The sequence below is a fragment of the Larkinella fluvii genome, from assembly GCF_051857545.1.
GTDB lineage: Bacteria > Bacteroidota > Bacteroidia > Cytophagales > Spirosomataceae > Larkinella.
This window is the reverse complement of the sequence record NZ_JBPZHB010000009.1, coordinates 404,523-427,034: the sequence shown is the minus strand read 5'-3', so window position 1 is coordinate 427,034 and position 22,512 is coordinate 404,523. Positions and strand designations below refer to the sequence as shown.

At 52.0% G+C, this 22,512-nt stretch carries 20 protein-coding genes; 11 read left to right on the top strand and 9 right to left on the bottom strand.

Annotation, left to right across the window (positions count from 1 at the left end; all coding sequences use genetic code 11):
* Nucleotides 1-111: 111 nt before the first annotated feature.
* Nucleotides 112-1,062, bottom strand: a complete 951-nt coding sequence (locus tag ACS5NO_RS25010; protein ID WP_439417653.1) for a tryptophan 2,3-dioxygenase family protein — start codon at nt 1,060-1,062, stop codon at nt 112-114.
* Nucleotides 1,063-1,067: 5 nt separating this feature from the next.
* Entirely contained in the window at nt 1,068-2,441 is a 1,374-nt protein-coding gene (radA, locus tag ACS5NO_RS25005) for a DNA repair protein RadA (RefSeq protein WP_439417652.1), read from the bottom strand.
* A gap of 197 nt (nt 2,442-2,638) precedes the next feature.
* Here radA and ACS5NO_RS25000 point away from each other — a divergent pair, with 197 nt between their 5' ends.
* Nucleotides 2,639-3,331 (top strand): porin family protein, encoded by a 693-nt coding sequence (locus ACS5NO_RS25000; RefSeq protein WP_439417651.1) that lies wholly within the window; start codon nt 2,639-2,641, stop codon nt 3,329-3,331.
* A 215-nt stretch (nt 3,332-3,546) separates the two neighbouring features.
* Here the strand turns inward: ACS5NO_RS25000 and ACS5NO_RS24995 are convergent, their stop codons facing one another.
* Nucleotides 3,547-3,960 (bottom strand): LytR/AlgR family response regulator transcription factor, encoded by a 414-nt coding sequence (locus tag ACS5NO_RS24995; protein ID WP_170315687.1) that lies wholly within the window; start codon nt 3,958-3,960, stop codon nt 3,547-3,549.
* 255 nt (nt 3,961-4,215) lie between these two features.
* Nucleotides 4,216-4,647 carry a LytR/AlgR family response regulator transcription factor gene (locus tag ACS5NO_RS24990; RefSeq protein WP_138993836.1) on the bottom strand — a complete coding sequence of 144 codons (432 nt, stop codon included), beginning with the start codon at nt 4,645-4,647 and terminating at the stop codon, nt 4,216-4,218.
* 216 nt (nt 4,648-4,863) lie between these two features.
* Here ACS5NO_RS24990 and pheS point away from each other — a divergent pair, with 216 nt between their 5' ends.
* The 3 genes from pheS to ACS5NO_RS24975 all read left to right on the top strand — a co-directional run bounded on the left by pheS (nt 4,864) and on the right by ACS5NO_RS24975 (nt 8,491).
* Nucleotides 4,864-5,916 carry a phenylalanine--tRNA ligase subunit alpha gene (gene pheS / locus ACS5NO_RS24985; protein WP_439417650.1) on the top strand — a complete coding sequence of 351 codons (1,053 nt, stop codon included), beginning with the start codon at nt 4,864-4,866 and terminating at the stop codon, nt 5,914-5,916.
* Between the two features lie 269 nt (nt 5,917-6,185).
* Entirely contained in the window at nt 6,186-7,463 is a 1,278-nt protein-coding gene (locus tag ACS5NO_RS24980; protein ID WP_439417649.1) for a DUF937 domain-containing protein, read from the top strand.
* 110 nt (nt 7,464-7,573) lie between these two features.
* Nucleotides 7,574-8,491, top strand: coding sequence for a TspO-related membrane protein (locus tag ACS5NO_RS24975; RefSeq protein WP_439417648.1), 918 nt, complete (start codon nt 7,574-7,576; stop codon nt 8,489-8,491).
* A 106-nt stretch (nt 8,492-8,597) separates the two neighbouring features.
* Here the strand turns inward: ACS5NO_RS24975 and ACS5NO_RS24970 are convergent, their stop codons facing one another.
* Nucleotides 8,598-10,472, bottom strand: coding sequence for a heparinase II/III domain-containing protein (locus ACS5NO_RS24970; protein ID WP_439417647.1), 1,875 nt, complete (start codon nt 10,470-10,472; stop codon nt 8,598-8,600).
* 201 nt (nt 10,473-10,673) lie between these two features.
* Between ACS5NO_RS24970 and ACS5NO_RS24965 the strand changes: the two genes are divergently transcribed.
* The 3 genes from ACS5NO_RS24965 to ACS5NO_RS24955 all read left to right on the top strand — a co-directional run bounded on the left by ACS5NO_RS24965 (nt 10,674) and on the right by ACS5NO_RS24955 (nt 14,215).
* Complete coding sequence (locus tag ACS5NO_RS24965; RefSeq protein WP_439417646.1) at nt 10,674-12,044, top strand: Gfo/Idh/MocA family protein; 1,371 nt, start codon at nt 10,674-10,676, stop codon at nt 12,042-12,044.
* A complete protein-coding gene (locus tag ACS5NO_RS24960; RefSeq protein WP_439417645.1) occupies nt 12,045-13,760 on the top strand; it encodes a hypothetical protein in 1,716 nt (571 codons plus the stop codon). It begins immediately after the preceding gene.
* 98 nt (nt 13,761-13,858) lie between these two features.
* Nucleotides 13,859-14,215, top strand: coding sequence for a hypothetical protein (locus tag ACS5NO_RS24955; RefSeq protein ID WP_439417644.1), 357 nt, complete (start codon nt 13,859-13,861; stop codon nt 14,213-14,215).
* Between the two features lie 64 nt (nt 14,216-14,279).
* Here ACS5NO_RS24955 and ACS5NO_RS24950 read toward each other — a convergent pair whose 3' ends face one another.
* Together ACS5NO_RS24950 and ACS5NO_RS24945 are read right to left on the bottom strand one after the other, a co-directional pair.
* Nucleotides 14,280-14,918: a 3-keto-disaccharide hydrolase gene (locus tag ACS5NO_RS24950; protein ID WP_439417643.1), complete on the bottom strand. Its 639-nt coding sequence runs from the start codon at nt 14,916-14,918 to the stop codon at nt 14,280-14,282.
* A 138-nt stretch (nt 14,919-15,056) separates the two neighbouring features.
* On the bottom strand, nt 15,057-15,995 hold the full coding sequence (locus ACS5NO_RS24945) for a ThuA domain-containing protein (RefSeq protein WP_439417642.1): 939 nt from the start codon (nt 15,993-15,995) through the stop codon (nt 15,057-15,059).
* Between the two features lie 223 nt (nt 15,996-16,218).
* Here ACS5NO_RS24945 and ACS5NO_RS24940 point away from each other — a divergent pair, with 223 nt between their 5' ends.
* The gene (locus tag ACS5NO_RS24940; RefSeq protein ID WP_114405938.1) at nt 16,219-16,590 is read left to right on the top strand and encodes a response regulator transcription factor; all 372 of its coding nucleotides are present in this window, start codon (nt 16,219-16,221) and stop codon (nt 16,588-16,590) included.
* A 261-nt stretch (nt 16,591-16,851) separates the two neighbouring features.
* Here ACS5NO_RS24940 and ACS5NO_RS24935 read toward each other — a convergent pair whose 3' ends face one another.
* Nucleotides 16,852-17,040 carry a hypothetical protein gene (locus ACS5NO_RS24935; protein WP_133299806.1) on the bottom strand — a complete coding sequence of 63 codons (189 nt, stop codon included), beginning with the start codon at nt 17,038-17,040 and terminating at the stop codon, nt 16,852-16,854.
* Nucleotides 17,041-17,170: 130 nt separating this feature from the next.
* Here ACS5NO_RS24935 and ACS5NO_RS24930 point away from each other — a divergent pair, with 130 nt between their 5' ends.
* The 3 genes from ACS5NO_RS24930 (at nt 17,171) to galU (ending at nt 21,877) form a co-directional block, all read left to right on the top strand.
* Nucleotides 17,171-19,753: a GH116 family glycosyl-hydrolase gene (locus ACS5NO_RS24930; protein WP_439417641.1), complete on the top strand. Its 2,583-nt coding sequence runs from the start codon at nt 17,171-17,173 to the stop codon at nt 19,751-19,753.
* A gap of 183 nt (nt 19,754-19,936) precedes the next feature.
* The gene (locus tag ACS5NO_RS24925) at nt 19,937-20,932 is read left to right on the top strand and encodes a mevalonate kinase family protein (RefSeq protein WP_439417640.1); all 996 of its coding nucleotides are present in this window, start codon (nt 19,937-19,939) and stop codon (nt 20,930-20,932) included.
* 75 nt (nt 20,933-21,007) lie between these two features.
* Nucleotides 21,008-21,877, top strand: a complete 870-nt coding sequence (gene galU, locus ACS5NO_RS24920; protein WP_114405935.1) for a UTP--glucose-1-phosphate uridylyltransferase GalU — start codon at nt 21,008-21,010, stop codon at nt 21,875-21,877.
* Nucleotides 21,878-21,903: 26 nt separating this feature from the next.
* On the opposite strand, the gene ACS5NO_RS24915 is transcribed toward galU, so the two are convergent.
* Nucleotides 21,904-22,416: a TlpA family protein disulfide reductase gene (locus tag ACS5NO_RS24915; RefSeq protein WP_150875711.1), complete on the bottom strand. Its 513-nt coding sequence runs from the start codon at nt 22,414-22,416 to the stop codon at nt 21,904-21,906.
* Nucleotides 22,417-22,512: the final 96 nt, after the last annotated feature.

Below are 22,512 nucleotides of genomic sequence, written 5' to 3'. Positions count from 1 at the left end.
ATGGTTGGAGATGGTTGGATGGTTAGAATTTTTGGCAAACCATTCAACCATTTTTAACCATTTAACCATTTAACCATCAAACCATCTTTAATCATTCAACCATCAAACCATTCAACCATCTATTTTACTCATTTTCCCCCATTCCTGCCGTTCGGCTTCACTCCACAGTTGGGGATAAAACAGGCGTTTCTGCTCCCGGGGAGGGAGGTACTTTTGCCAGTTCGTACCGCCGGTGGCTTTAATATCGTCGGGATTCTGGTGCAAATACCGCATCGCCGAACGCAAATGCATGGATTTCCAGCGTACATTGAGCCGGTGATCGTATTCGCGCAGTTGGTGAATCAGTTCGTCCGTGGGTTCGTTCTGATTTTGTACCGTCAGAAACCGCTGCCACAGATTGCAGCGACGGTATTCAGTTGCAAGTCGGATCAGCCGGTCGGAATAGTGGCTTTCAAACTGCCGGAGTGTCAGGGTTTTTTGTTGAGTGGCCAGTTCGGTAGCGCCCTGTTTCCAGTACAGATAAGGATAGAGGCTTTCCAGCGTCGGAGTGGGGACGAAATCGGTCGGAAAATCACCGGAAAGCAGGTTGACAAAATCCGTGGAAACGATTTCAATTTCCCGAAACTGCACCGACTGAAAACCGCTCGAAGGCAGCAGCGCCATCCGGAATTTTAGAAATTGTTCCTTTTCCATCCCGTCGACCATCACCGAATACGAACGCTCCAGAATGTCGAAATACCGGTTGATGCGCTGCATACGTTCGGTGAAAAACCGGGCGGTCAGGGCAGGATGTTGGGCAATCTGGCTGATTTCGTGCAGAATAAGCTTGAAATACAGTTCCGTACTTTGGTGATAGGAAATGAAAATCAGTTCGTCGGGATACGCCGTTCGCGGATTTTGAAGCGACAACAGCGTTTCCAGATGAATGTAATCCCAATACGTCAGGTAATCGGCCTGTAGCAAGCCTTCCAGATGCGAAGCAACATCCTGCCCCATGGCCGCGTATTTTTCAGCAAGCTGGCGGAGTTTGTCGGAGAGATCGGAGGGAAGTGGCTCATTCATGCAGTCTACATCAAAACGCCCTGAAAAACTTCATCCAGTTTGCTGACGGGTTTGATTTTGATTTTGTAACTGTCAAAATCCAGCCCCTTTATGTTGTATTTCGAAATGAAGATCTGCTTAAAACCCAGTTTTTCGGCTTCCGAAATCCGGGATTCGACGCGGTGAACGGCGCGCACTTCGCCCCCCAGACCCACTTCGGCCGCAAATGCCACCGACGACGGGATGGAAATATCCTCGTAACTCGAAACAATGGCGGCACAAACCGATAGATCAATCGCCGGATCTTCCACTTTGAGTCCGCCAGCCACATTCAGAAAAACGTCCTGCTGACCCAGCCGAAAACCGCCCCGTTTTTCGAGAACCGCCAGCAGCATCTGCAAACGTTTGTTGTCGAAACCGGTGCTGCTCCGTTGGGGTGTTCCGTAGTTGGCGATGCTTACCAGGGCCTGAATTTCAATCAGTAACGGGCGGTTGCCTTCCACCATCGAACCGATGGCAATGCCGCTGAGGGCTTCGTCGCGTTGCGAAATCAGAATTTCGGAGGGATTGGTAACCTGCCGCAGACCCGTTCCCTGCATTTCGTAGATGCCCAGTTCGGAAGTACTGCCAAAGCGGTTTTTGGTCGTCCGCAGAAGGCGGTAGGTCGTATGACGGTCGCCTTCGAAGGTTAAAACCGTATCCACCATGTGTTCCAGCACTTTGGGGCCGGCCAATGAACCGTCTTTGGTGATGTGACCCACCAGGAATACCGGCGTGCCGCTTTCCTTGGCGTACTTCATGAATTCGGCGGTGCATTCGCGGACCTGTGAAACGCTGCCCGCTCCTGATTCGACCAACGACGAGTGCATGGTCTGAATGGAGTCGATAATGAGCACTTCAGGCTCAAAGTGTTCGACGGTTCGGAAAATATTCTGCGTCGAGGTTTCGGTCATGATGTAGCAGTCGCTGACCGGAACCGGCAGTCGCTCGGCGCGCATTTTGATCTGCTGTTCGCTTTCTTCCCCCGATACGTATAAGACCCGCGTGTCGTTCAAACCGAGCGCAATCTGTAAAAGCAGGGTCGATTTGCCGATGCCTGGTTCGCCACCAATCAGCACCAGCGATCCCGGAACAATACCGCCCCCGAGCACCCGGTTTAGCTCGTCATCGGGCGTCAACGTCCGTTCCTGTTCTTCGTAGTTGATCGCGTGGATGGCTTTCGGTTTGGCGGCTGTTTTGGTTGCGGTGGAAGGTCGCCAGTTGCCGGCCACGGGTTCTTCCTTCGTAATCACCTCTTCCACAAAGGTGTTCCACTCGCCACAAGCCGGACAACGGCCCAGCCATTTGGGAGCCTGGGTGCCACAATTCTGACAGAAAAAAGTTGTTTTTGTTTTTGCCATTAAACCTTTGGTTACAATTGCACTTCTAAGCAGGGTGCTGTGACAGAATAGGGGGAAAAGGCCTGTTACGTGTCCTGTTTAAAATTCGCTTCTGCAAAGAACGCGATGCGCTCGTTCAGTAACAATATACTAAAAAAAACTGGTTCGGCATAGCACATTTGCCATCGTTCTCGTTATTCACTCAAACATCTCTCCAAATGAAAAAAATCCTGTTTTTGGGACTGGTTATGATCCTGCCTTCCCTGACTTTTGCCCAATTCAGTATTGGTATCAAGGGCGGGGTAAACCTGTCCCAGTTCACCATGGGCGACTTTGTGACCACGCGCCTGAATGCCAACGGCACCCCCCAGGTGAATGTCAGCGGTCAGGTCATTCGCGATAATTTGAAAGAAAGTTTCAACAGCAAAACCGGCTGGGCTTACGGAATCTATACCCGGTTTGGAAAAAACATTTACATCCAGCCCGAACTGCTGGTGTCGTCAAAAGGCGGCTCATTCGACATTGTGCGTGACATCAACGGCCAGCCGACCACGGAGACGGTTTCGATCCAAACGACCAATTTTGATGTGCCGATTTTACTGGGTTTAAAAGGTGGTCCGATCCGGGTCGTGGCGGGTCCGATCGTATCGTTCCGCATCAGCGATGATCAGAAATTGCGTGACGCCCTGGAGGATTATACGTCGGGCAGTCTGAACAATGCGCTGGCCAAAGCGACGTACGGTTATCAGCTTGGGCTTGGCCTGGATCTGGGACGGTTTGGGATCGACGTCCGGCGGGAAGGAAGCCTGTCCGATGTGGCCTCCGTGAATCTGGGGGGGGATGCCAATTCGGCTCAATTCAGCCAGCGACTGAAATCGTGGCAGGTAACCCTGGCGATGCGGCTTTTCTAAATTCAGTTCTATCAGATTATTTTACGGCGTAGTGGTTTTTTTAGAAGAACCGCTGCGCTTTTTTATTGACTGGGGGGCGTTCTGCTCATCTGAATCGGTGATCATTTTGGGGGCAAAAAAACATGCCGTTGTCCCGTCCCGAAGGAGCCGACAACGGCTGTTCTGCTCAACTAACCCAAAATAAACCGTAATAGTATTATCTGTATGGAAAGCAATCAGTTGAATAACGATTGCATGAAACCATTCAACCGCTGGCTGATTTCCTTCATCCGGCGCCGGGAGATGGCTACTTCCTGGCCGTCGGTCAACCGAACGATGCGTTCGGTGGCAAAAACGCTGAACTGAACATAGGCCAGGTTGATGATGGTCGATTTGTGAATCCGCAGAAACATCGACTGATCGAGCATATGTTCGAATGCTTTCAGAGTCTTTGAAACCAGATACCGCTTTTTGTCGCGCGTCGTGATGAACGTATAATTACCTTCTCCGTGCAGACTAACAATGTCATCCACCGAGATCATGATGTTGCGATTCAGGTAAGGCAGCGCAATGCGGGTAGCGTTACGCTGATACATCCGGGGAAACAACGGTTGCAGTGTCGTAGAGGAGGGATATGCGAGCGATTCCATAGCGATTGACGATTAGAGTTTTGTTTATGTTTTTTGTTGTTACTGACATGACAAAACTAGCTCAAATTGCCGTTCACTAAAAAGGAAGGCTTGACATTTAGCGACTCGCCTGAGTAGGTAAGTGGTTAAATGTCAAGCCTTTATCTTGTAAAATGGGCGGTTACATTCCGTATATCCCCTTGACCGATTACGTATTTCTACGTAGTGACGGTTTGCGTATACTACACATAACCTGCGGGAATTTAGCGGTCTGAATTACCGTACAATACTCGGTGAAAAATTGCGAATTCGGTCCATGAAGTTCTGAGCCCGGCGCCGGGAAATTTTTACCTGCTGTCCGTCGTTCAATTCCAGTTCGCCTTCTTTTTTGACGTAGAAACGGCGAACATAGCAGAGGTTTACGATACAGGATTTATGAACCCGTACAAACGCTTCGCCATCCAACAGGTCTTCGTATTCTTTTAAGGTCCGCGATACCAACATGCGGGTACCATCTTTCAGGAAGAAATTCGTGTAGTTGCCGGAACCCTCCAGACGGACAATTTCTTCAAGTGAGATTGTTCGTTTACGATCGTAAAAAGGAATGAGAAGTTTTTGGGCGACTGAGGGGGTGGACTTTTTTTCCACACTTTTGGGGAATTTTGTGGACACTTGGTCGAAAAGATTTTCCTTCAGGATGGATTCCATAGTGGATCGAGTAAGATTGTGTAACAAAAGATTTGTACTGATTTTGAACAGGTTATCTCTGATTGTGCGGTATTTTCAATGATGTACCTCATCCGCCTGTTGTCAATATACCGCCCAACAACCGTACCGCGACATGTGATGAACGGTCAAGATCTATTTTTAACGGTGCCCGGAAAATGGTTATCTTTGCCACAACCCGGATAGAATACAAAGCGCATGCTGGATAAAGTCAAAGAAATTTATCAGGAGATTGAACTCGTTCAAATTCAATCCAAGGATCAGTTGGAACAATTTCGTCTTCGGTATATCGGGCGGAAAGGCGTTGTAACGGATCTGTTTGAGAAACTGAAGCAGGTGCCCCAGGAAGACCGTCGGGCCGTTGGTCAGGAATTAAATTCGCTGAAAGATTTTGCCCAGCAGCGGTTTAAAGAGTTTAGCACATCGCTGGAAAACAGCCAGCCAGACGACGTAACCGCCCCCGCCGACCTGAGCCTCCCTGTGGTTCCGAATCAGTATGGTACCCAGCACCCGCTCATGATCGTTCGTCAGCAAATCATCCGCATTTTTGGCCGGATCGGTTTCAGTGTGGCGGATGGCCCCGAAATCGAAACCGACTGGTATAACTTCGGTGCTCTGAACTTTCCGGATAACCACCCGGCCCGCGACATGCAGGATACGTTTTTCGTGGAAAAAAAGAGCAGTGGCGCCCCCGCCGACCTGTTGTTGCGAACGCATACGTCGAACGTGCAGATCCGGTTGATGGAACACCAGAAATACAATACAACCTTCCAGCCCATCCGTGCCATCATGCCGGGGCGCGTGTATCGCAACGAAGCCATTTCGGCGCGGGCGCATTGCATGTTTCACCAGGTCGAAGGTTTATACGTCGATAAGAACGTCGGGTTCAAGGATCTGAAAGATACACTCTACCATTTTGTGAAGGAGATGTTTGCCAAAGACGTAAAGATTCGGTTTCGGCCTTCCTATTTTCCATTCACCGAACCCAGTGCCGAAATCGATATTTCGTGCCAGATCTGCCACGGAAAAGGCTGCAACATTTGCAAACACAGCGGCTGGGTCGAAATCGCCGGTTCCGGAATGGTCGATCCAAACGTTCTGATCAATTGTGGAATCGATCCGGAAGAATATACCGGGTATGCGTTCGGGATGGGTGTCGAGCGTATTACGCAGCTTCGCTACGGAGTGAACGACCTGCGGCTGTACACTGAAAACGACGTCCGGTTTCTGCGGCAGTTTCAGGGTGCCTGAACGGGTGGGAGGGTGCTGTAAAAGAAAAGAGGGATAAGGGGTTTGGCGGTTTCTGCCTTCAAATTTCTTTTCTCCTATTTATTACCTCTTTTCTCTTACTTCGATCCTCTCACTTCTTTTTTTTGTCTAAAATGCAGCCCGGATTTTCACTTCCCGCTTCTGGCTCCTTTTTTTTGTCTAACTTTATCCTTCATATTGTATTCGTCAGCCTCGTGTATGCGGATGTGGTCTTTGTGTTGATGTGTTAGTTCCCATGCAATATCGTCTTTATGAATTTATTAGTCGAACTGAAAGAAAACCTGACTGATTCGGTTGTTTCCCGGGCGGCCTATTACGTTGATGAGAATCCGGAAAAAACCCGGGTCGCCCTGGAAGGGCTGATTCATACCGTAGTAGCGGGTCTGATGAAACGGACAACGACCGAAATCGGGGTTAATCAATTATATAATGCCATTCAAAAAGGAAAGTTCGACGCCAATCTCGTCGCCACCTTTCCCGAACTCCTCCGCGATCCCGAGCAAATTAACCGGCTGGCCGAACAGGGTAGCAACAGCATCAGCCACCTGCTGCCCGCGATGAAAAGTGCCATTGGGTTGGCCATTTCCGGCTATGCCAACATCAAAAATTCGGCGGCTATCACCCTGCTGGGGCTGGTGACGCCCCTGGTCTTGGGAACACTGAATAAACTGGTGGTGGAAAAAAAGCTGGACGCTGATAGTCTGGCTGCCCTGCTCGCCGATCAGCGCGATCATCTGATTGAGCTGACGCCCGAACGGCTGCTCGACCGGATTGCCGAAGGGTTGAATATCCAGCAACTGCTGGCAGTGGGCGTAACACCCGCCAAACGAACCGGTCTGGCCGAACGTTCTCCCGTTCAGGAGCGTCAGCGGTTTACGCCCGAACCTGAGGAAGAAGGCAATGGCTCGCTCGTGAAATGGGGTGTCGGAGCCTTGGCATTGCTGGCTTTGGCCGGTGCCGCGTATTACATCTGGAACAATACTCAGTCGTATTCATCGGCCAACGAGGAAGAAGCAACCTCCACCGAATTTGTTGATTCAGCCGCCATCGCCCCGGTCGACTCCGCCAAAGTCCGTCCGGCCCTTACCGCCCGAACCGATTCGACGACCCTGCCCGGTTCCGGAACGGTCACCAGCCCGATCATGACCGCCATGGCAGCTTACCTGACCAATCCACAAGCACCTGCGGGGCGGAGTTTTAGGGTCCCCGCCCTGGATTTCGAACCGGGAACCGATCAGCTAAAACCCGCCGGAATGGCAACCGTTGGCGAATTGTCGACCTTATTGAAAAACAACCCGGTTGTGCAAATCCGGTTGGTGGGGTATGCCAACGACGCCGTGCCGCCGATGGGCAACAAAGCCCTGTCCGTTACGCGGGTGTTGAACATCAAGAACCAACTGATCAAATCGGGCATCAACTACATTCGAATCGATGCCATTGGCCTCGGAACCGGCATCAGACCGGGCGACTCCACCGCCATCGGCAAACCGCGCCTGAAGCAGATCGATGTGAAGGTGGTGATCAAATAAGCCAAAAACTTTCCAACATCTCCCGTTTCTGATTGTTAGCAAACAAGAGACCTATCCCTGACACTTGAGCGTCAGGGATGGGCTGTGCTACCGTCTAACAGTCAGATCGTATGAAAAACAACTCATTTTTGTGGCGGCTGGGAACCGCCGTTTTGGTGGTTGGCAGTATCCTCTACACGGCAACCGCCAATCGACCGGTAACGTCGGCAACCAAAAGAAAAGACGACGAGGAACCCGATGCGGTTCTGCCCGAATACCGTCAGGTTTTCGATGCCAACCCGATCATTCCCGATGGCTGGACGTTTGGCGTCGTCTGGTCGACCATCTACGCCGGAACGACAGCTTATGCTATTCATCAGGCTTTTCCTTCCCAGCTACACAATCGCCGGTATCGGAATGCGGCTCCCTGGCTGGCCATCAGCTATGTGTTGAATGCGGTTTTTGGGCGGTTATTTTCCGACCCGCGCATGGAAAGCATGATTGGCTCCGATCTGGTTACAAAAGCCAGTTTGCCGGTGGCATTGGCCCTCCACCACCAACTCGAAATTGGCAAAACCAAAGTCAAAAGCCCGGAGAAGTATTTGCGGATTCCGTTCAGTCTCTATGCGGGCTGGCTCACTACGGCCTCGGTCGTCGGCACACCGAATCTGTTATTGAACCTGAAAGTCTGGAAACCAAACCCTGATCGCGATACCCCCGTGTTCATTGCCGTGCTGGGAGCCACTACCGGTGTGGCGTATACCGTGGCCCGGCGGCTCAATGATCCCTGGTATTTGTTGCCCTTCGTAGCGGGTTTAGCCGGTATTGCCACGAAGCAGTATGGAAAAAATAAGGCCATTGCGCTGTCGGCCGCAGCGTTCTCGCTGAGTCTTGCGGGCGTTCTGATCAAGTGGTTGCCACGCGGAAAGTTCGAGCCCCTGCAACGCAGAATGGAAGACATCGACGTCACGCTGGAGTCGGAAGAACTGTGGCTGGATGACGAAGATCCAAACGAAGAAGCCGAATCGTATTCGTATACGTCGATTTAGTTTACAGTATACAGTTTACGGTATTCGGTTTACGGTTTACGGTGGCTGACGCATGAAGCACGCGTCAGCCACCGTAAACCGTAAACCGAATACCGTAAACCACAAACTATTCTTTCGGCCACTTCTCCAGGGCCGGTACTTTTGAACCAGCGGATTTGATGGCTTTTTCGGGGAGGAGTAAAACCGTCAGGGCGGTTTTTGAACTGGCGGGTACCTGGACTTCGAAACCGACCCGAATGGTGCCGGGGTTGGCCGCGTCGTAGTCGTGGGTCGGCTCGGTTGACCAGGTTTTTAGCACCACTTTTGCCGGTTCGCGCACCTCCAGAATCAGTTTTTTTCCTTCTTTGGTCAGTTCGGCCTTGTTCTTCCCAAGCAGTTTGACATCGGCCGGGGTCAGCATCGTCCAGCGAACGGTCGTTTCGGCAGCCGGGCTTTCGAGTTCATCCCGAACCACAACGTAGGCTTTGTTGACCAGCGCAACCCCGCGTGTGGCTTTGGTCAGACCGCCTTTGTAGAGGTCTTTCAGATCCATCACCGCGTTCATGAACAAGGGCGTTTTGGAGAGCGACGTGATAGGCGCTTTCTCAAAAACGCGTTGCAGCTCGTTGTTGACCGTCAGCGTATTGTGTACGAAGTTATTGTAGCGGAACACCTGCCAGCGTTGCGAGTCCTGGGCCCGGTTCCACAAATCCACGCCTTTCGATTCCAGCGATTCGTAATCCTGCATCCCGAAATCCATGGCCCAGCGCACCCCGTCGGCTTCCATGATGAATGAGCCGACATCCATGTGGGCGTGGCTGTTGGAGGGGCTGCCACCTTTGACACCGACATAGATCGCTGCGGGGTCGCTCCACGACGTGCGCATCATGGCCACCGGGTTTTTTCCGTTTCCGCTCCACATCAGCTCTTTGGGTTCGGCCATCGAAGAAATCTTGATACCGCCACTCCAGAGCATGGTGGCAGGAAGCAAACGGTCTCTGACCAGCTTTTTCGGGTCGCCGTTCATTAGATTCGTTCGTTCAACCCAGAGCAGCGAAGGGTCTTTCAGGCGGTTGGCAAACCAGAACATCGCCGGTTCCAGTCCTCCGCCCAGCCCCGAATCAGAATAATTATAGGCATCGCCGGATGGTCCCGTCATGTTTTGCAGATAAGCCGCCGTCTTTAGAAAACCGGGTTGAGCGACCAACCCGAAATCTTTGCCGAATGCTTTTTCCAATGCGCTGATCAGCATAACGTTAAAGCTCGTTCCGTAGCCCCAGTAGCTGTAGCCTTCGGGATAGGCTCCATCCGGAATGTAGTCGGCCATGGGCAACACCACCGCATCGACGGCCCGGTTGACGATGCTTTTCGCCAGTTCCGGCTGTTCTTCAAAAATAGCAAGCGCGCCGTAGACCATGCCGGCGTTGCAAACCTGGTTCCAGTTGTTGCTCGATTTGAGCCAGCTATTGTATTTGGGATTCAAGGACGGTTCAATGCCCTTTTTTAAGATCGCGTCTTTGATGCGGGCGCGGGATTGTTCAGGTAAACCGTAGTACAGCCAATCGTAACCAATGGACACCGCCATCGTCATTTCACCGACATCCAGAAAGTGCGACGGGTTCCAGTCGCTGAAAGCCGAAATGGCGAGCAGTTCTTTCTCCGCCCGTCGCAGGTAATTTTCCTGCTGAGTCATCCGCCAGGCGTAAGACAGATAAAAAATCCGACGGAGCCCTTCCCGCGATTTACCGAGTAAACGCCGACCGATCTGGATCCGTTCGATGGGGGCTTCATTCAGCAGCGCGTCGCATTCGGCCAGGATGACGTTGTGCATTTTCTCCCAGGTTTTGTCGGAACCGATGGTTTGTTTGATCGGCTCTTCTTCGCCTTTCAGCAGCAGAATCCGCGGGTGATTGGGCAGGGAAGCCTGCGTTCCAATGTGGTCGGTTTGAGCCATTGCTGAGGTGGAGATCAGCAGCAAGATAGCAAGGAAGGCGGTTTTCATGGGCTGAATTCGAATTAGATTTCGTTTGCAATCCAATAAGCGTCAGGTAAGGGCGAGTTTACCCATCCGGATGCCACCCAATCAAAAATTACTTTTTCTCATATAATTTAGTAGCTTTCCAAAGTTTTAAACTTTGTGTAAAAAGTACATATTCACCGAATCTAACAACCCCGGCGATAACCGTCCGAAACCTTCAAGTAAATGGATCTTTTTAACATCAATCGACGTCGTTTTCTACAGGGCGCCACGGCGTCGCTCGCTCTTTCTACGCTGGGTGCCTATGGGATGGATGTACTCCATCAGGGAAAAACCTGGCGTGTTGCCCTGATCGGAACCGGCTGGTACGGTAAAAGTGACCTGTTCCGGTTGATACAGGTGGCTCCCGTTGAAGTAGTTGCACTTTGCGATGTCGACAAAAACCAACTGGCAGCCGCAGGAAAACTGGTTAGCCAGCGGCAAAAATCCGGCAAAACGCCCAAACTATATGGTGATTACCGGAAATTACTGGCTGAAAACGAACTGGATATTGTTCTGGTCGGAACACCGGATCATTGGCACTCGCTACAAATGATCGATGCCGTGAAAGCCGGTGCACACGTCTACGTGCAAAAACCGATCAGCGTCGATGTCATGGAAGGCGAAGCGATGGTGGCAGCCGCCCGGAAATACAAAAAAGTGGTACAGGTCGGAACGCAACGCAAAAGCACTCCGCACCTGATCGAAGCCAAGAAGAACATTGTCGATGCAGGTCTGCTTGGTAAAATCTCGCATGTTGAAATGACTTGCCATCTGCACATGCGGGCCAACGGCAATCCACCGGTTACGGCGGTTCCTGATTTTCTGGATTACGAAATGTGGACGGGACCGGCTCCCCTGCGCCCCTACGACGGGTTGCCCCACATCCGGTGGTGGCGGACCTTCAAAGAATACGGCAACGGCATCATGGGCGATATGTGCATCCACATGTTCGATACCGTTCGATGGATGCTTAAACTCGGCTGGCCAACCCGCATCAGTTCGCAAGGCGGTATTTATGTGCAGAAAGAAGGAAAATCTAATATTCCCGACACGCAGGCAGCGGTTTTTGAATATCCCGAACTGAACTGCGTCTGGTCGCAGCGGAGCTGGGGGACGGCCACCAACCCCGATTATCCGTGGTCATTTACGCTATACGGCGAAAAAGGAACGTTGTGGGCCAGCACCATGCAGTACGATTTTATACCACAGGAGAAAGGCGGACAGAAAATCCACAAAGACGTTATCTACGAAAAAGAGAAATATCCCGAAGATCTGACCGAAGAACGCATCGAGCTGAATGCCGCCCCGGCCACCCGACTACACATGATCGACTTCCTGGCCGCCATCGAAAAAAGCGGACGTCCAGTTGCCGATATTGAGGAAGGGCACATTTCGACCGCGAGTTGTATTCTGGCCAATATTTCCATGCAAACCGGTCGCCCCATTGTCTACGATCCAGTGAAAAGAGAGGTAGTCGGCGACCGTGAAGCAACGGGTCTGCTGACGCGTCCGTACCGGAAACCGTGGATTCACCCCGATCCTAAAAAAGTATAGATGGATCGACGAACATTCGTACGCATAGGAACGGCTTCGGTTTGTAGTCTGCCTACCCTGACCACGGCCACATTGGCCCGTTCCTATGCTGCTGCGCCCGACACCAAACCGTCGTGGCTGCTCGAGGTCATTAAAGCCAATGACCAGCAAATCGGACAAATCCGGGCCTATCGCATCAAAGAATCGGCCAATCCGGCTTTTGGGGGCGTCAAAGATGGGGAGGATATCCCGAATCCGCAGTCTACTGCCGATTTTGTCCGGCGGAATGCCTGTGCCATTTCCTGCCCGGAATCGACGTTTTACCGGTCGAAAGAACTCCTGGCCGAAACCGGTCAGGCAGTACAGTATCTGCTGAAAATCCAGCATTCGGATGGGACCATCGACCTGCCCGCGACCAACTTTCATTCAACCCCCGATACCGGTTTCATTGTCAAACGGCTCACCACGGCGTACAGTTTGTTGAACCGGTCCGGCACGCCGGGGCTGGAAACGGTTTTACCCAACTTGAAAGCTTTCCTGCAAAAAGCGGGTGAAGCACTGACGGTGGGGGGGATTCACACGCCGAATCATCGCTGGGTGGTGTCGGCGGCTCTGACCAAACTGAACGCACTCTGGCCCGATGCCCGCTACGTAAACCGCATCGAGCAATGGCTGGCCGAACACATCGACATGGATGAAGACGGGCAGTATAACGAACGTAGCACCCTGATTTATTCGCCCCTGACCGACCGCTTGCTGATCACGATAGCGAAGGGAATGAACAAACCGGAACTGCTGGATTACGTGCGGAAAAATCTGGCGATGACCCTCTATTACATTCACCCGAACGGCGAAGTGGTTTCCGACGCGTCGGGTCGGCAGGACAAAGCACTGGTCGGCACGTTGGAAGGCTATTATTATCCGGCCCGGTTTATGGCGTTGCGGGACAAAAACGGCGAGCTGGCAGCTCTGTGTCGGCAAATTGAGAAAACCGTCTTACTCAAAGGTGTTTATTTTCTGGATTATTACCTGGAAGATCCGGCTTTCTGGAACGAACTTCCCGCCAGCAAACCCTTGCCAACCAACTACGCAAAAGCCTTTCCCCATTCGGGTTTGGTACGGGTTCGTCGCGGGAACTGGGATGCTACCATTTTAAAAACCAGCCCGGTTTTTCTGACCTTTTCGAAAGGGGAAGCCATTTTGCAGGGCCTTCGGGTATCGGCTTCGTTTTTTGGGAAAGGGCAGTTTCAATCGGAAAAAATTGAGAAGCAGGGCGATAGCTGGGTGTTGAGCCAGTCGTTGGACGGCCCGTATTATCAACCGATTGCCAGGGAAAATATTGATCCGGCTGGCGATTGGGTGAAAATGCCGCAGGCCAGCCGCCAGAAAACCGAAGTTCAGCACTATGAAGCGAAAGTGACGATTCGGGAAACCGGCAATGGGATGGAAGCGGAAATTCAAATTGCCGGAACCGAAAACATCCCGGTTTCTGTGGAACTGATCTTTCGGGCGGGTGGCACCTTGTCTGGTGTTACCAAGCACCCAACCCGACCGAATGCGCATCTTTTGTCGGCCGATTCGGGTTCGTATACGGTTCAGAGTGATACGATTACGTTTGGGCCGGGCAAGGCCTTGCACAAGGGCGTGGTGCTGCGGGGCGCTCTGCCGCCGATGGATGCTCCCACGGTTTATCTGACCGGTTTTACGCCGTTTCAGCACACGATAAAACTGTCGTAGGCTAAGTTGTTGCTGGCGTAACGACCGAATACTCAATTGTATGGCTACTGGTTTTAGGTTTTCCGATACCTTGGCGGGAATCCTAAAACCATATAGCCATGCCAATGATCTGGAACCGTGAAGTGGAAACCTACAAAGTTGATGTATTCACTTCGTCGTCCTTAAATTACACCCTCTCGATTCGGGTCGAACTGAAAGCGGATGGCGCTCTTTCTGCTCACACCGTAAGCGTGCGTTTTCCGGCATCCGTCCCTGCCGACTACCTGAACATAGGGGTTGCGTATACTGAAGTTCAGCTACCCTTTAGCCAGTTTGACCGGATCTATCACCTGTTGCAAACTGAAAAGCCGGTATATTTCACAGCCTACGAATATGATGCCGTACGATTTGCCGGATTTACAACCGACCCGGAAGCCACCGGCGAAGGGTTCCGCGATTCTGATGCCAATCCTTAGGATGAAAAGGTGTCCGAAAAACCGCACAACTTGTGTGGTTTTTCGGACACCTTTTCCACTTAGCTCAGCGTAATTCTTCCAGAAACAAGTCTTTATAATGCACCTCCGCTTTGCCACCGCCGTGGATTTGTAAACCGATCAGCCCTTCCTGCGGAATGGTTTGGTCCGGTTCCGTATAGTCTACCGTTTGTTTTCCGTTCAGGTACAGCCGGATCCGGCGGTTTTCGGCCCGGATTTCGTAGTCGTTCCAGTCATTGGGTTTCAGGATTTTCTTAATCAGCATCGAATCCGGCGCAATCAGCGTTTTGTTTCGGCGCGATTCGTCGTACAAACTGGCCCAGTAGCCTTTACCCAGATCGGCCTGATAGCCCGTCATTTCGTAGGCGGGTTTAGTGAGCCGTTTGCTGCGGAACTGCACGCCGGTGTTGATGAAACCGTCTGTTCCGAGCAGTTTGAATTTTACCCGCAGGATGAAGTTGGCGTACGGGCGCGTGGTGCATAAAAAATCGTTGTGCGGCACGGTTTCGGTGAGCGAACCACCCACCAGGGCACCGTCCCGAATGCGCCAGGTTTTAAGCGTGTCGCCTTCCCAGCCCCGAAACGTCTTGCCATCGAAAAGCCGGACGGCCTTCTGGGGATACCGCGCTATGAACCCCGCCAGGAGGGCACAACCGATGAGTGTAAAGAAAAGAGAAACTTTCATGGAATCAACAGAGTAAAGGTTTAGAAACACAGATTCAGAAATGTACAACGAATACCAGCAGGAAGAAATCCGTTTAAAACACCCCGCGTAGCAAGCCGAAGCCATTGGTTGAAGGTGTTTAGCCGTAAACGGATCGTTTCAATGCGGACATTGATTGAGCCCCATTTCTTCTTTGGAAGGCGTTGCGGAGGAAACGCCCCCGGCAGGTACGTCCACCTTAGCGACCCAGGCAATGGCGTTTAGCACCAGTTTACGAAAATTATCATCGGCCCAGACCCGGTGGTAATGTCCCCCCGTGATTCCAAAACCCCGCCCGCCGTTGGGTCGTTCGCGGCACCAGGCGGTGTGTTGGGGTTGGCCCGCTTCGGCCCGTACCGCCGGATTGTTCTCGTGTGGCCCGTCTTTCCGTTCCAGCGTCGAAGCGGGTGGCACCGTCGTGAGCAGGGGCGTTACGCCGTCCAGATTCGGGCGAAACCGCATGTGGTAATACCACTCATCGTTGATCGTAAACGGTTTTACGCCCGTCGTAATGGCGTGGTTGGGCAGACTTTTGTAGCTGGCGGTCCAAACCGGGTTCACCGACCAGAACGTTTCGAAATAGCCCCCGAGCCAATCCAGAAAATAGGTGCCAGCAGGGCCTTTGGGCACTTCCACGGCGTAGTGAATGCAGGCCAGTCCAACGCCTTTTTTCATCAGGGTATTCACCGATTCCAGGTGTTGGTTGATCAGGTGCCCCTCTCCACCGTCGCCGTAAATGACAATCGCAGCCGCGTTGGTAAACGCCGACGAATCGGAGGGCCAGCCGTCTGCATAAACGACGGCGTCGATGGTGGGCATCGTTGCATTGAGTCGTTGGGCCAGCAGCAGGCACCCGGCTTTGTGTTCGTGTTCGCCGGCACCGTGGCTACAGGCACCCGCAATGAACACGATCCGCTTTTTTGCAAGGGTGGGGACGGTTGCCAGACTACTGGACGGACGAAGAGAAGCGGGTAAGAAAGGGTCATCCGAGAATATAACCGACAACAGATTTCCCAGACTGGATGCAACAAAAAATAAAACGACTAAAAAAGCGCGCATAGCATTTTCCGGATGGGTTTGTGGACAAAAGGAATATGCGTCATTTCCCTACTGAAAACCCGGTTTGATTGGCACAGATTTGGAGGACCGGGCGGTTTTCAGGCCTAATACCGCAAACAAACTTTCTTGAACATTGGTCTGGTATTTGCCTGATAAAAGGAACGTAGGTAATCGTTGCCCAAATACGGTTTATAGAACGTGTTCGTATTCCCATCTTTGTCGAATGAAGAAGTCGGTATTGGTAGTTGAAGACCAATCTTCTCAACGAAAACTCATGGTAGATGCCCTGCAACGGGCGGGATATGCTACTTTTCAGGCCGGCGACATTCAGCAGGCTACTCAAATTATGCACCAGCACAAACTGGATGTGGTGGTTGCCGACATGCATTTGCCGTCCGGCGATGGGAGTGACGTGATCCGGGAAGTCCGGAAACTCCCCGCTTCGACCACGGCCGTTGTGGCGGTTTCGATTGATCTGGCGATCCTAAACCAAAATATTACCTCCCTGTTTCCGGCCGATGCCTACCTGTCTAAACCGTTTCATCCCCGGGAGCTTCTGAAGATCGTGGAGGAGCTGGTGGGCGTTTCACTTTGATTCGCTGGAATCCGAGGTTGATCAGTTGTTTCCCTACATCGTCCGAAACCACCCAGTACTGACGCTCGTCATTGGTAATAACCCATAGGTTATCTTTCTCAAGACCATTGAGTTGGATCCAAATCTGGGCCTGTTCTGGATTGTCAAATATAACAAGAGGGGTATCGATGGCTGTGGGTAAGGCTTGTAATACGGTAAATAAGGTATCTTCATTCATAGGGGTGGGCACGGAAAAATCAGAATGTGATGAAGGTGGGTACGCTATCGAAAAAATTCATAGGACATCCAGCCCAGCAAAATCGCTCCAAATCCAAAAGCCAGCGCTGCCAGCAAACGCCGGCGAACTTTGTCAGGGGATTTGGAGGAGTTGTGAATTGCCGAGTAGGCGTAATAGCCAGCGATTAAACTGTACAGAAATACTGAAACGCCAATCGGGTAGATGGATTTCATGGGAAAAGAAAACCGTTAAGTGAACGTTGAATAACCAATGGACTAAGCTGACGGGTTAGATTATATCAAAAGACATGCCATTCCGGTTCGCATCCGCTTTCGTACCTTTACGGGATTAACCCCTGACCCGATGACTTTTTTCCGTATTTTCGTTCTGCTGCTGCTTGGCACCCGGACGGTTTTTGCCCAGTGGCAACCCGCGCCCTGGCCGGTATTAAAACACTACGACCAAAATCACCTCTACAACCTTGCGCTGCCCCTGGGCGGCATTGGCACCGGAACCGTTTCGCTGGGTGGTCGGGGTGAGTTGCGCGACTGGGAAATTATGAACAAACCCGCCAAGGGCTTCAGTACCGTTACGGTGGGAAACAATGCGCCTTTTTTTGCCATCAACGTGTTGCCCGCGGGCGGAAAACCGTTGACCAAAGCCCTGATCGGGCCCCTCGATCCGGCCGAATACCTGCACTACGAAGGCCGACCGGTCAATCAGCACGGTTTTCCCCGGTTTTCGGAAGCGTCGTTCGACGCGGCTTACCCCTTTGGGCAGGTTCATTTGTCGGACGCCAAAATGCCGGTGAAGGTGACGGTCAAAGGGTTCAATCCGTTTGTTCCCGGCAATGCCGACGCGAGTGGCATTCCCATTGCCGTGCTGGCCTATGAAGTGACCAACACCAGCAAAGAGCCACTAACGGTGTCGGTTTGTGGTTCGATGCGCAATTTTGTCGGAAAAGACGGCAGTCAATCTCACAAAGACTGGAAAGGTGATGTGGTGCCAACCGGCGCAAAGAAGAATACCAATGTTTATAAAACCGGTGCGGGTTTTCAGGGGATCTACCTGTTTTCAGACAGCGTCAGTCGGCAGGACCCCGCTTGGGGAACCATCGCGCTGACGACCAACAGCCCCGCGGGGGTGAGCTACCGCACCTCGTCGCGTTCGAACGACTGGGAAAATGCCATGCTCGATTTTTGGGATGATTTCAGCGCGGACGGACAATTGACGGAAAAGGCGAAGCTGGTGGACGACGATCCGCTGGCGTCGCTGGCGGTGCAGAAAACCATTGCGCCGGGCCAAACCCAGACCTACACGTTCTTCATTACCTGGAATTTTCCGAACCGACAGGCCTGGTCGTCGTTTTCGTCAAAGGCGGGGCAGGATGCCATCGGCAATTATTATTCGACGCAGTATGCCGATGCCTGGGAGGTGATGACGAAAACGTTGCCCCGTCTGCCGGTTCTGGAACAGAAAACGCTTCAGTTTGTAGAGGCTTTTTTGTCCAGTTCGTACCCCGATGTGATCAAGGAAGCGGCCCTGTTCAATCTGGCTACGCTGCGTTCCCAAACCGTGTTCCGGATACCGAGTGGGCACATGATGGGCTGGGAAGGGGTTTTTGATGAATTCGGTTCCTGTTTTGGTTCGTGTACACACGTCTGGAATTACGAGCAGGCGACGGCTTTTCTGTTCGCCGACCTGTCGCAGTCGATGCGGGATATTGAATTTAATTACGCGACCAATCCGGAAGGTAAAATGAGTTTCCGGGTGATGTTGCCGCTGTCGAAAGCCCAGGATTGGAAAAACGTGGCCGCCGACGGTCAAATGGGGACCATTCTGAAGTTTTACCGCGACTGGCAACTGTCGGGAAACCCTGAATTTTTACGGAAAAACTGGGAGCAGGTCAAAAAGGTGATGAGTTACGCCTGGATTCAGGGCGGTTGGGATGGCAACCAGGACGGGGTGATGGAAGGTCGGCAGCACAATACAATGGATGTGGATTATTATGGTCCCAATCCGCAGATGGGTTTCTGGTATCTGGGTGCTTTGAAAGCCACTTCCGAAATGGCAACGGCCATGAAAGACCCGGCGCTGGCCCAAAAATGTGCGGATTTGTACCGGAAAGGCAGTGTCTGGATGGACCAGAATCTGTTCAACGGCGAGTATTACGAACACAAAATCACCGACCCGAAAACGTTTGCCTTTCTGAATTGGGAGGGGAACCCGGACGTCCCGGTTCCGGATTACCAGTTGGGAAAAGGCTGTCTGGTCGATCAGTTGGTGGGGCAGATGATGGCGCATATGCTGGGGCTGGGCTACCTGGCCAAACCGGAACATATTCAGAAGTCGTTGCAAAGCATCATGAAATACAATTACCTGGACAACTTTTCCGACCATTTCAACAACATGCGGTCGTACGTTCTGGGTGATGAATCGGGGCTGCTGATGGCCAGTTGGCCCAAAGGTCGGCTGAAAGTACCCTTTCCGTATTTTGCCGAATCCATGACCGGGTTTGAGTACACAGCCGCCGTGGGAATGCTGTACGAAGGGCAAACGGACAACGCATTGAAATGCCTTAAAAGCATCCGCGACCGGTTCGATGGCCGCAAACGCAATCCGTTTAACGAGCCGGAATGCGGTCACCACTACGCCCGGTCGATGACCAGTTGGAATGCGGTTCTGGCCTGGAGCGGTTTTCTGTATTCCGGCGTGACCGAAACGATGACCTTTACCGCCAAACCCGGGACCTATTTCTGGTCGAACGGGTCGGCCTGGGGAACCTGCACGATCCGTTCGGAGGGGACAGGAAACCGGGTGAGCCTGGCGGTGCTGGACGGCAAAATCCGTCTTCGGGAGTTCGCCCTGCAAGGGGGCGGGAAACAGGTTTTTAAGCAGCGACAGGAAGTGACGGAAGGGAAACTGCTGGCGTTTACGGTCAAGTAAGTGTTTGCCTGGATGGAGCCCTGTCGGCGGTCAAAGACCCTGACATCGGCTGCGTAGTTAGCGATCAAAGTCCCTGACAAGACCGCGTATACGCAGAATCCCGGGGCCGATCTCTCAGTTTTCATTGTTCATTAGTCATTTATCCCCTAACTTGCCGCCATACGTTACCAATTAAGAAAACTCTTGATTATTGAAACTCGCGCCTATGCCCGCGCCGGGCTGTTAGGCAACCCATCCGACGGTTTTTTTGGCAAAACGATCTCGATTTCCGTACGAAACTTCGGCGCGTCAGTGTCGCTCTATGAGTCACCGGAACTGAACATCGAGCCCCAGGAACAGGACACCAACTCGTTTCGGAGTATTTACCACCTGCGTGACGCCGTTGCCTCGCTGGGCTACCATGGCGGGGTGCCGCTCATCAAAGCGGCTCTCAAGCGGTTTTGTGAATACTGCGATCAGCACGGTCTTCGGCTTCCCAACAAAAACTTCACCATCCGCTACAGCACCTCGATTCCGCGTCAGGTGGGGCTTTCGGGCTCCAGTGCCATCATTGTGGCGACGTTTCGGGCGTTGATGAAGTTCTATCAGGTCGAAATCCCGCTGCCGCATTTGCCAACGCTGGTATTGAAAACCGAATCGGAAGAACTGGGCATTACCGCCGGACTTCAGGACCGCGTTATTCAGTGTTACGAAGGTTGCGTCTATATGAACTTCGACCGGGAACTGCTGGAAAAAACCGGTCACGGTGACTACGAACCCATCGAACCGCGGTTGTTGCCCAAACTGTACATTGCGTATAAAACGTCGCTCGGCAAGCAGTCGGGCCGGATTCACAACGATGTGCGGTCGCGCTGGGATAAGGGCGAGGAACTGGTGGTCAAAACGTTGCAGGACATCGCCGATGTGGCCCGTCAGGGCCGGGAGGCCATTCTGAACAATGAAACCAGCCAGTTGCACGCCCTGGTGAATGAAAATTTCGACCTGCGCCGACGCATCTATACCATCAGCGATAGTAATCTGGAAATGATTTCGGCCGCTCGGCGGATCGGAGCCTCGGCTTCATTTGCCGGTTCGGGTGGGGCCATTGTCGGTATTTACAAGGACGACGACATGCTCAACCGCCTGTTTGTCGAGATGAAACACCTCAACGCCCGCGTCATCAAACCTTATGTAGTTTAATTTCGAATGATAGAATGAGTGAATAGCTGCGGCCATTTTTTATTCACTCATTCACTCATTCACTCATTCAAAATTATGATCAAGAAAGCCGTAATTCCTGCTGCCGGATTGGGAACCCGATTTTTGCCGGCCACCAAAGCACAACCGAAAGAAATGCTGCCGATTATCGACACGCCCACGATTCAGTATGTCGTGCAGGAAGCCGTCGATTCGGGCATTGAAGATATTCTGATCATTACCGGAAAAGGCAAACGCTCCATCGAAGACCATTTCGACCGGAATTACGAGTTGGAAACCCGGCTGGAGGAGAAAGAAGATGAAGCGTTGTTGCTGGAGATGCGCCGGTTGTCGGACATGGCGGATATTCATTTTGTCCGGCAAAAAGAGTTGAACGGCTTGGGTGACGCCATTTATTACGCCCGGCATCACGTTGGCAACGAGCCGTTTGCGGTGTTGCTGGGTGATACGATCATGGATTCGGTGATTCCGGTGACCCAGCAGTTGATCGATACGTATGACCAGTACCGGGGAACGGTCATTGCCGTGGAAGAAGTGCCGGCCGATAAGGTAAACCGCTACGGAATTGTGGGCGGAACCGCCCTGAGCGACAGCATCATGGAGCTGAATACGCTGATCGAAAAACCGTCGATCAAAGCCGCTCCGTCGAATCTGGCAATCGCGGGCCGGTACATCCTGACGCCCGACATTTTTGCCGCCATCGAGCAAACCGCCAAAGGGAAAAACAACGAAATCCAGTTGACGGATGCGATGTTGTTATTGCTCAAACGCGAAAACATCTATTCGCACCGCATCGAGGGCAAACGCCACGACATTGGCAACAAACTGGATTTTCTGAAAACCACCGTTGAATTTGCGCTGAAACGCAAGGAATTCTCTGCACCATTTCTGGCCTTTTTAAAGGAAATCGTAGCCGCCCATTCCTGAGTGCCCACAGGCGGTTTGCAGGTACATTACGGCATATTAAAGACCAGCGCGAGTTGCCGATCCAGTTCGGTGCCGTGCAGTCCTTTCCGAAGCACATATCCATTCTTATCGATCAGCAGATTGATGGGAATGGAATTTGTGCCATATTGAGGGCCAATGATGTTTCGGGAGCCTACCCGATCGGTGAGTTGCATCCAGGGCAATTCCGCTTTTTGAAGGGCTTTTCGCCAGGCTTTCGGATTTTTATCGATGGAAATACTGACGATCTGAAGTCCCCGATCTTTGTATTGATCATAAATTTCTTTCAGTCGAACGTGTTCCTGACGGCAATGATCGCACCAGCTTGCCCAGAAATCAACCAAAACCACATTGCCTTTGTAAGAAAGCAGATGAACCGGTTTGTTCTGTTTATCGGACAAAACCAGATCAGGGGCTTGTTGTCCGGATTCAAGTTTGCCTTCAGCTTCCCGGACAGCTTGTGCCTGACTGAATGTGGTGTTGGCAGACAAAAGCGAGAAAATAAGGAAGAGCCGGTTCATAAGGGTCTCAGTTAGAATCCGGTAGTAAGTTCAATAAAATCCTTCAGTAATGCAACTATTTTTGTAGGAGAAATGGCGGTATAGTTTTTAACGCAA